Source organism: Mesonia mobilis DSM 19841 (assembly GCF_000423405.1).
GTDB lineage: Bacteria > Bacteroidota > Bacteroidia > Flavobacteriales > Flavobacteriaceae > Mesonia > Mesonia mobilis.
On the sequence record NZ_AUHX01000056.1, the window covers coordinates 1 to 1,213 of the forward strand.

1 protein-coding gene is annotated in these 1,213 nt (G+C 32.7%); it reads left to right on the plus strand.

What is annotated here, in order from left to right; genetic code table 11:
• Window positions 1-221: 221 nt before the first annotated feature.
• Window positions 222-1,205, plus strand: coding sequence for an IS110 family RNA-guided transposase (locus G551_RS0112395; RefSeq protein WP_027885852.1), 984 nt, complete (start codon window positions 222-224; stop codon window positions 1,203-1,205).
• Window positions 1,206-1,213 lie beyond the last annotated feature (8 nt).

Genomic DNA, 1,213 nt, shown 5'->3' on the forward strand with positions numbered 1-1,213 from the left:
CTCCTTTAGACTTGTATTTGTAAATTCATAGTAAGTTTAATAAAAAAGAGAGCTGAACTTGAGTACACTATTTTCGCTCAGAACATAAAGTTCAAAGTTCGATTCAGACTCAAGTTCAGACTTTCATCAAAATCTCTAATAGAAATTCGGGATTTAAAGCCCATTATCAAGGAGTCGAGTTATTGATGAAAAGCATCTCTTCAACAAAGTAAAACAAAGTTATGAAAAATGTTTATGTTGGCATTGATATTAGTAAAGCTACATTGGATTTTTGTGTAGTAGAACCTAAGAGGATAAGTTTCCATAAAATCAAAAATAATGTAGCTGCTATTGGTAAATTATTGAAAACTATAAAAGAAATAGATCCCCAAGCCTATCTTTGTATGGAAAATACAGGTTATTACAACTTTAATCTTTATGAGGTTTTAGAAAAATTCTCCTTTAGAACTTATGTAATAGACCCTAAGCACATAAAGAGGAGTATTGGTCTAGTGCGTGGTAAAAATGATAAAATAGACGCTAAAAGAATTGCTATATTTATTGAAAGAAACCACCAAGACTTTGAAAGCTGGAAGCCGATAGGAGAAAGTGTAAAAGCCATTAAAATCCTATTAAGCCAACGACGTTTTAAAATTAAACAACGAACAGGTTTGAAGCAACAAAATTCTGATTTAAAAAGTGTTACGTTTAGTAAAACCACTGACAAATTGATCAGGATAAACGAAAAGAGTATCAAAGAAATAAACAAGCATATTGTGGAGATAGAGACTTTGATTAAAAAAGAGATAAATGCTGATCATCAACTACGTACAGAAATAAATAGGATTAAAACCATTCCAGGTATTGGTGATATTACCGCTTGGACAATTGCAGTAAAAACAGAAGGTTTTAAGCGATTATGTGACCCGAGAAAACTGGCTTGTTTTGCTGGAGTGGTACCATTTGAACAACAGAGCGGCACCAGCCTGAGAACCAAACCCAGAGTATCTAAAATGGCAGATATGACATTAAAGTCCGTACTTCAGATGGCTGCTATGAGGGCGGTAAGAATGCAAAATGATTTACGAATTTATTACCTAAGAAAAGTCGAAGAAGGCAAAAATAAGATGAGTGTTTTAAATGCGGTCAGGAACAAGTTAATACACATCGCTATGGCATTAATTAAAAATCAAACAAATTATAAAAATCGTTTGCAATTGTCATAGAAATCGAA